At 70.0% G+C, this 7,729-nt stretch carries 10 protein-coding genes; 4 read left to right on the top strand and 6 right to left on the bottom strand.

What is annotated here, in order from left to right:
* Positions 1 to 71 precede the first annotated feature (71 nt).
* A complete protein-coding gene (locus VFZ39_RS16030) occupies positions 72 to 836 on the bottom strand; it encodes a YebC/PmpR family DNA-binding transcriptional regulator (protein WP_330866789.1) in 765 nt (254 codons plus the stop codon).
* Positions 837 to 872: 36 nt separating this feature from the next.
* The gene (gene pdxT, locus VFZ39_RS16025; protein WP_330866788.1) at positions 873 to 1,469 is read right to left on the bottom strand and encodes a pyridoxal 5'-phosphate synthase glutaminase subunit PdxT; all 597 of its coding nucleotides are present in this window, start codon (positions 1,467 to 1,469) and stop codon (positions 873 to 875) included.
* Between the two features lie 31 nt (positions 1,470 to 1,500).
* On the opposite strand from pdxT, the gene VFZ39_RS16020 reads away from it, so the two are divergent.
* Positions 1,501 to 2,661 carry a serine hydrolase domain-containing protein gene (locus tag VFZ39_RS16020; protein ID WP_330866787.1) on the top strand — a complete coding sequence of 387 codons (1,161 nt, stop codon included), beginning with the start codon at positions 1,501 to 1,503 and terminating at the stop codon, positions 2,659 to 2,661.
* A 3-nt stretch (positions 2,662 to 2,664) separates the two neighbouring features.
* On the opposite strand, the gene pdxS is transcribed toward VFZ39_RS16020, so the two are convergent.
* Together pdxS and pgsA are read right to left on the bottom strand one after the other, a co-directional pair.
* Positions 2,665 to 3,567, bottom strand: coding sequence for a pyridoxal 5'-phosphate synthase lyase subunit PdxS (gene pdxS / locus VFZ39_RS16015; RefSeq protein WP_330866786.1), 903 nt, complete (start codon positions 3,565 to 3,567; stop codon positions 2,665 to 2,667).
* A 33-nt stretch (positions 3,568 to 3,600) separates the two neighbouring features.
* Complete coding sequence (gene pgsA, locus VFZ39_RS16010) at positions 3,601 to 4,224, bottom strand: phosphatidylinositol phosphate synthase (protein WP_330866785.1); 624 nt, start codon at positions 4,222 to 4,224, stop codon at positions 3,601 to 3,603.
* 81 nt (positions 4,225 to 4,305) lie between these two features.
* Here pgsA and VFZ39_RS16005 point away from each other — a divergent pair, with 81 nt between their 5' ends.
* Both VFZ39_RS16005 and VFZ39_RS16000 read left to right on the top strand, forming a co-directional pair.
* Entirely contained in the window at positions 4,306 to 4,434 is a 129-nt protein-coding gene (locus VFZ39_RS16005; RefSeq protein WP_330866784.1) for a hypothetical protein, read from the top strand.
* The gene (locus VFZ39_RS16000) at positions 4,431 to 5,567 is read left to right on the top strand and encodes a N(5)-(carboxyethyl)ornithine synthase (protein WP_330866783.1); all 1,137 of its coding nucleotides are present in this window, start codon (positions 4,431 to 4,433) and stop codon (positions 5,565 to 5,567) included. The genes VFZ39_RS16005 and VFZ39_RS16000 overlap by 4 nt, the downstream gene beginning before the upstream one ends.
* Positions 5,568 to 5,570: 3 nt before the next feature.
* On the opposite strand, the gene VFZ39_RS15995 is transcribed toward VFZ39_RS16000, so the two are convergent.
* Positions 5,571 to 6,110: an HIT domain-containing protein gene (locus VFZ39_RS15995; RefSeq protein ID WP_330866782.1), complete on the bottom strand. Its 540-nt coding sequence runs from the start codon at positions 6,108 to 6,110 to the stop codon at positions 5,571 to 5,573.
* A 21-nt stretch (positions 6,111 to 6,131) separates the two neighbouring features.
* Between VFZ39_RS15995 and VFZ39_RS15990 the strand changes: the two genes are divergently transcribed.
* Positions 6,132 to 6,845, top strand: a complete 714-nt coding sequence (locus VFZ39_RS15990) for an MBL fold metallo-hydrolase (protein ID WP_330866781.1) — start codon at positions 6,132 to 6,134, stop codon at positions 6,843 to 6,845.
* Positions 6,846 to 6,872: 27 nt separating this feature from the next.
* Here the strand turns inward: VFZ39_RS15990 and VFZ39_RS15985 are convergent.
* Positions 6,873 to 7,729, bottom strand: an 857-nt coding sequence (locus VFZ39_RS15985) for a threonine--tRNA ligase (protein WP_330866780.1), incomplete at its 5' end; no start/stop codon positions are given.

Below are 7,729 nucleotides of genomic sequence, written 5' to 3'. Positions count from 1 at the left end.
AGACACAACAGTGCGCCCCGGCGCCCTCTCAGGCACACGCCGCGGTCAGGGGTCAGGGTCAGGGGTCAGGGTCAGGCGTCGAGCGCAGCCATGATCTCGTCGGAGACGTCGAAGTTGGCGTAGATGTTCTGGACGTCGTCGAGGTCCTCGAGGACGTCGATCAGGCGGAACACCTTGGCCGCGGCGTCCTGGTCGAGCTCGACCTGCATGTCCGGCACGAACTGGGCCTCGGCCGAGTCGTAGTCGACCCCGGCCGCCTGCAGCGCGGTGCGTACGCCGACCAGGTCGCCGGCCTCGGAGATCACCTCGAACGACTCACCGAGGTCGTTGACCTCCTCGGCGCCGGCGTCGAGCGCCGCCTCGAGCACGTCGTCCTCGCTGACGGTCCGGCCGTCCTGCTCGATCGGGACGAGCACGACGCCCTTGCGGTTGAAGAGGAAGGAGACCGATCCCGGATCGGCCAGCGAGCCGCCGTTGCGCGTCATCGCGGTGCGGACCTCCATCGCCGCCCGGTTGCGGTTGTCGGTGAGGCACTCGATCAGCATCGCCACGCCGGAGGGGCCGTACCCCTCGTACATGATCGTCTGGTAGTCGGCGCCGCCCGCCTCCGCGCCCGAGCCACGCTTGACCGCCCGATCGATGTTGTCGTTCGGGACCGAGGACTTCTTGGCCTTCTGGATCGCGTCGTAGAGCGTGGGGTTGCCGGCCGGGTCGCCGCCGCCCATCCGGGCCGCGACCTCGATGTTCTTGATGAGCTTGGCGAAGAGCTTCCCGCGCTTGGCGTCGACGACCGCCTTCTTGTGCTTGGTGGTCGCCCATTTGGAGTGGCCGGACATGCCCGTCCTTCTGTGTGTCGGTCTCGTCTGCCGGGTTCAGGTGGTTCGGATCAGGTCCACGAGCAGGCCGTGTACCCGCGGGTCGCCGTTCACCTCGGGGTGGAACGACGTCGCCAGCAGGTGTCCCTGGCGGACCGCGACGATCCTACCGGCGGCGGCTCCGTCCTCCACGCGCGCAAGCACCTCCACGTCCGGCCCGGCCTGCTCCACCCAAGGGGCGCGGATGAAGACCGCGTGCATCGGCTCGACCAGGCCCTTCACGTCGATGTCGCCCTCGAAGGAGTCGACCTGCCGGCCGAACGCGTTGCGGCGCACGGTCACGTCCAGCCCGCCGAACGTCTCCTGGCCCGCGGCGCCGTCCTCGATCCGGTCGGCCAGCAGGATCATCCCGGCGCAGGTGCCCAGCGTCGGCATCCCGTCGGCGAGCCGCTTGCGGATCGGGTCGAACAGCTCGAACGTGCGGGCCAGCTTGGCCATCGTGGTCGACTCCCCGCCCGGCAGCACGAGGGCATCGCACAGGTCGAGCTCCGAGGGCCGACGTACGCCGAGCGCGCGGACACCCAGTCCGCCCAGCACCTCGAGGTGCTCACGGACGTCGCCTTGGAGTGCGAACACCCCCACGGTCAGCGTCATGTCTTGATGGTAGAGACCTATTCTCGGAGAAGTGAGACGGGATCGAGGCCGATGGTTCGCTGCGCTGTCCGTGACCGTCCTGCTCACCGCCGGCTGCTCGGCGACCTCGACCGACGAGCCTGCGACCCGGTCGCCCGCCGACCCGGCAGCCGCCGCTCCCGACCCCACGTCCGAGCCGTGGCCCACCACGAGGCCGACCGAAGCGGGGTTCGACCCGCACCGACTCGCGGGTCTCGCCCGCGAGGCCAAGCGTGAGGCGTCGACCTGCTTCGCGGTCGTGCGCGACGGCCGGCTGGTGCGTGACTGGGACTGGCACGACACCGAGCCGGACGACCCCCGCGAGGTCTTCTCGGTCACCAAGTCCGTGGCGTCCGCCCTCGTGGGCATCGCCGTGAAGGACGGGCTGCTGGCGCTCGACGACCCCGCGTCACGCTGGATCACCGAGTGGCGCGGCACGGCGTCGGCCTCCGTCACGGTTCGCGACCTGCTCACCAACACCAGCGGCCGCTTCTGGTCCGCTGCCTCGGACTACCAGGACCTGATCGGCTCGGAGGACCGCACCGGCTACGCGATCCGGCTCGAGCAGCAGCACGAGCCCGGCACGGCGTGGGCCTACAACAACGCAGCGATCCAGACTCTCGACCGCGTCATCAGTGAGGCGACCGGCGGCTCCACGGCGGACTTCGCCGAGGAGCGGCTCTTCGGGCCACTCGGCATGGCCGACTCCCGTCTCACCACCGACGCGAGCGGCCGGTCGACCAACCTGTTCTTCGGCATGCAGACGACCTGCCTCGACCTCGCCCGGTTCGGCAGGCTCTACCTCGACGGCGGGGCGGTGGACGGGGAGCAGGTCCTCCCGCGGTGGTACGTCGAGGCGTCGGTGGGTCGCTCCGGGACCGAGCTCAACGCGGCGTACGGCTTCCTGTGGTGGCTCAACCGGCCCGGCGTGCTGCGCGGACCCGCCGACCCGGTCGACGCCGCCGGCCAGCCCCTGACGGTCCGGACCGGTCAGATCGCGCCGGGCGCGCCCGGGGACCTGTTCTCGGCGCAGGGGTTGTTCGGCCAGACCCTGCTGGTCGACCCGGGCTCGCGGACGATCGTGGTGCGGCTCGGGCTGATGCCCGACGGTCAGGCGGGCTTCACGACCGCCGACGCGGCCCGCGTCGTCACCGAGGCGCTCCGCCCCGGCTGACGTTCACCAGCCGCGCTCGGCGAGCCGGTGCGGCGCCGGGAGCTCCTCGACGTTGATGCCGACCATCGCCTCGCCCAGCCCGCGGCTGACCTTCGCCACCACGTCCGGGTCGTCGTAGAAGGTGGTGGCCTTGACGATCGCCTCGGCGCGCTGCGCCGGGTTGCCGGACTTGAAGATGCCCGAGCCCACGAACACGCCCTCCGCGCCCAGCTGCATCATCATCGCGGCGTCGGCCGGGGTCGCGATGCCGCCCGCGGTGAACAGCACCACCGGCAGCTTTCCGGCCTCGGCGACCTCCTTGACGAGGTCGTACGGAGCCTGCAGCTCCTTCGCCGCGACGTAGAGCTCGTCCTCGGGGAGACCCCCGAGCCGACGGATCTCCTGCCGGATCGTGCGCATGTGGGTGACCGCGTTCGACACGTCACCGGTGCCGGCCTCACCCTTCGAGCGGATCATGGCGGCACCCTCGGTGATCCGACGCAGCGCCTCGCCCAGGTTGGTCGCGCCACACACGAACGGCACGGTGAAGGTCCACTTGTCGATGTGGTTGGCGTAGTCGGCCGGGGTGAGGACCTCGGACTCGTCGATGTAGTCCACGCCCAGGCTCTGGAGGACCTGGGCCTCGGCGAAGTGCCCGATCCGGGCCTTGGCCATCACCGGGATCGAGACCGCCTCGATGATGCTGTCGATCATGTCGGGGTCGCTCATCCGCGAGACCCCGCCCTGCGCCCGGATGTCAGCCGGCACCCGCTCGAGAGCCATCACCGCGACTGCCCCCGCGTCCTCGGCGATCCTCGCCTGCTCGGCGGTGACGACGTCCATGATGACGCCGCCCTTCAGCATCTCGGCCATGCCGCGCTTCACGCGCGACGTGCCGGTCCGGGTGGGGTCGGTGCTCTCGGTCATGGTCCCAATCGTAGGGCGGAAGCGTGTCGATCCCTACTTGGGGAGCGGCCCCAGCTCCAGCGCCTGACGGCGCACCTTGAGCACCCGGAAGACCACCGTGTAGGTGCTCGCCGCTGCGAGCGCCCAGAGGGTGCCCTGGTAGAGGATCGGGAGCCCGAGCAGGTCGCCGAAGAAGGTCAGGACCAAGATCGCAACCAGCCGGTCCGCCCGCTCTGCCAGACCGCCCTTGGCCTCCATCCCCAGGGACTCGGCACGGGCCCGCGCGTACGACGTGACCGAGCCCATCACGAGGCAGTAGAGCGCGAGGCAGAGGTAGAGGAAGTCGTCGCCGGGTCCGGCGAAGTACAGCACCAGGCCGCCGAAGACCGCCGCGTCCCCGAGTCGGTCGAGCGTGGAGTCCCAGAAGGCGCCGAACCGTGAGGTGGTGCCCGACACCCGGGCCATCTGCCCGTCGAGCAGGTCGCTGAAGACGAACGCCGTGATGACCAGCACCCCTTGCCAGAGCAACCCCTGCGGGAAGAACACCAGCGCACCGGCGACGACGCCGAGCGTCCCGACGAGCGTGACGGCGTCAGGGCTGATGCCGAGGCGCAGGAAGAGCCTGACGACGGGCGCCAGGACGACGCCCTGCCAGAAGGCTTTGAACCGTTCCAACATGGTGGCGGAAGGCTACCCGCCGGGGTTCGGGGGTACGGTGGCGGTACGGAGCCAGCCAGGTTCCCGACCAGGGAGCCACACATGAGCGACAAGTCCCCGAGACAGCATCTGACGAAGAAGTCGGGCAAGTCCATCAAGGAGAAGCGCGCCGCCAAGCGCGCCAAGGCCGAGGAGGCCACGGACACCACCAAGCTCGACATCAAGCGGTGACGCTCCTCGGCCTCGGGGTCGTGGGGACGTCTGCCAAGGAGAACGAGCACCGTCTCCCGCTCCACCCAGAGCACCTCGCGGGTCTCGACGCGGACCTGCGGGACCGGATCACGCTCGAGCACGGGTACGGCGAGCACTTCGGTGTCACAGACGCAGCCCTGGCTGACGTCGTGTCCGGTTTCGCCTCACGCGAGCAGATCCTCGCCGGCTCCGACGTGGTCCTCCTCCCGAAGCCGCAGCACGCCGACGTCGCGCTGCTGCGCGAGGGCAGCGTCCTGTGGGGCTGGCCGCACTGCGTCCAGGACCCGGGCCTCACCCAGCTCGCCATCGACCGGGGACACACGGTGATCGCGTTCGAGGTGATGAACCACTGGACCCACGACGGCAACGTCGGGGTCCACGTGTTCCACAAGAACAACGAGCTCGCCGGGTACTGCTCGGTGCTGCACGCGCTGCAGCTCACGGGTCGGACCGGCGACTACGGACGGCGCCTGCGCGCCGCCGTCATCGGCTTCGGAGCCACAGCCCGAGGCGCGGTCACCGCCCTCAACGCACACGGGGTCCACGACGTCACCGTCCTCACCACCCGCGGCGTCGCGGCGGTGGGGTCGCCGATCCACTCGGTCCGGATCCTGCAGTTCGACCACGACGGTGAGGGACACGTCAGCGAGGTGATCACCGAACGGGGTCGCGTCCGCGCGGCGCCGTTCCTGGCCGAGTTCGACATCGTCGTCAACTGCACCTTCCAGGACACGGCGGCTCCCCTGACCTACCTGTCCGTCGAGGACGCGGCGGCGTTCCGACCGGGGAGCCTCGTCGTCGACGTGTCCTGCGACGAGGGGATGGGCTTCGAGTGGGCTCGACCGACGACGTTCGACGACCCGATGTTCGACGTGGGCGGGCTCCACTACTACGCGGTTGACCACAGCCCGTCGTACCTCTGGGAGTCAGCGACGTGGGAGAACAGCCTCGCGCTCATCCCCTTCCTGCGCCCCGTGCTCGAGGGGCCGGAGTCGTGGGACACCGACGAGACCCTGGCACGGGCGATCGAGATCCGGGACGGTCACGTGGTGAACCCGGCCATCCTCGCGTTCCAGGGACGCTCCGCGGCCCACCCGCACCCGGTGGGCTGAGCCTCAACGCCAGGCAGCGGCCAGCAGCTCCCGGGTCTCGGTGAGCAGTTGGGGCAGGGTCTTGGTGCGGCCGATGATGGGCATGAAGTTGCTGTCGCCCACCCAACGAGGCACGACGTGCTGGTGGAGATGGGCGCGGATGCCGGCGCCGCCGGCCTGGCCCTGGTTCATCCCGAGGTTGAACCCCTCTGCGTTCGACACCGACCGCAGCACGGTCATGGCGCGCTTGGTGAGTGCGCCGATCTCGACCACCTCCTCGTCGGTCGTGTCGGTGTAGTCGGGGATGTGGCGGTAGGGGCAGATCATCAGGTGACCGGCGGTGTACGGGTACAGGTTGAGCACGACGTACGCCGACGTCCCGCGGTGGACGACCAGGCCCGCCTCGTCGTCGAGGGTCGGGATGTGGCAGAACGGACACTCGTCCGAACCGCTGGTGCTCGGGCGGTCGTCGCCGCGCACGTACGCCATCCGGTAGGGCGTCCAGAGTCTCTCGAGCTGGTCGGGTTCTCCCGCTCCGCGCTGCCGCACGGCATCATCGGCCATGCCGCAACTCTAGGAGGACGCATGGCCCGCACCCCCGCCGTCCTGCTCGCACCGGGCGTGTGGCGCGTGCCGCTCCTCCGCGACTTCATCAACGGCTTCGTGTTCCGCGACGACGACGGTCAGGTGACGCTGCTCGACATGGGCCTGAAGGGCCACGGTCCGAAGCTGCTCGCCGCGTTGGAGTCGATCGGGTCCGGACCCTCGGACGTGACCCGGCTGCTGCTGTCCCACGCGCACCCTGACCACCTCGGCGGAACGGCCCATGTCGCGAAGGAGACGGGGCTCGCGATCGAGGTGCACGCCGACGACGCGGCGTATGTCCGGCGGGGCGAGATCGCACCTCAGGTGGCGGTGGGGCTGCTCGGGCGGCTGCTGCACCTGCTGACCCCCGAGCAGAAGCTCGAACCGCTCCCGGTCGCCGCGGAGCTGACCGACGGGCAGGTCCTGCCGGTGGCCGGCGGGCTGCGGGTCCTGCACATGCCGGGCCACTCGCCCGGGCACGCTGGCTTCCTGCACGAGCCCTCCGGGGTTCTGGTCACCGGGGACGCCATCATGAACCCGATCGGGCTGCGATGGTCACCCAAGTCGGTGTGCAGCGACTACCGGATGAGCGAGCGCACCGCGCACCGGCTCGCCGAGCTCGACTACCGGGTCGCCGCCTTCACGCACGGTCCCGAGGTGCGCGACCGGCCGCGTGAGCACATCCGCCGGTTCCTCGCCCGTCACGGCACGTGAAGACCCGGGCCGGCGGCACCTCGACAGTCAGACCTGGGCGCGGGTCTGCACCGCGTTGACCACCCGCTGGATCGCGTCGTCGATCCCGACTCCGTTCTCCTGGTGGCCGTCGCGGTACCGGAACGAGACGGCACCCTCGGCCAGGTCGTCGTCGCCGGCGATGACCATGAAGGGCACCTTCTGCAGCTGCGCGTTGCGGATCTTCTTCTGCATCCGGTCGTCGGAGTCGTCCACCTCGACCCGCAGCCCCAGCATCTGCATCCGTTCCGCCACCTCGCGCACGTAGGCGTGGTGCCGTTCGGCGATCGGTATCAGCTGCACCTGGACCGGCGCCAGCCACGGCGGGAACGCTCCGGCGTAGTGCTCGACGAGGACGCCGTAGAACCGCTCCAGCGAACCGAACTTCGCCGAGTGGATCATCACCGGCTGCTGCCGCGACCCGTCGGGTGCCTGGTACTCCAGCTCGAAGCCGGCCGGCTGGTTGAAGTCGTACTGGATCGTCGACATCTGCCAGGTCCGGCCGATCGCGTCGCGCGCCTGCACCGAGATCTTCGGCCCGTAGAACGCAGCGCCACCCGGGTCTGGCACCAGCTCCAGTCCCGTCTCGATGGCCGCCTCCTCCAGGATCCTGGTCGCGGTCTCCCACTGGTCGTCGGAGCCCATGAACTTGTCCTTGGCGTCGTCGCGGGTGGACAGCTCGAGGTAGAAGTCGTCGAGCCCGAAGTCGCGCAGCACGCTGAGCATGAAGGACAGCAGGTGCTTGACCTCCGCCGGCGCCTGCTCGGGGGTGCAGTAGGAGTGCGAGTCGTCCTGGGCGAAGCCGCGGACCCGGGTGAGGCCGTGGATGACGCCGGACTTCTCGTAGCGGTAGACCGACCCGAACT

The organism is Nocardioides sp. (assembly GCF_036374615.1).
GTDB lineage: Bacteria > Actinomycetota > Actinomycetes > Propionibacteriales > Nocardioidaceae > Nocardioides.
Note: the sequence above shows the minus strand (reverse complement) of the source record. Positions and strands in the feature narration are given on the sequence as shown.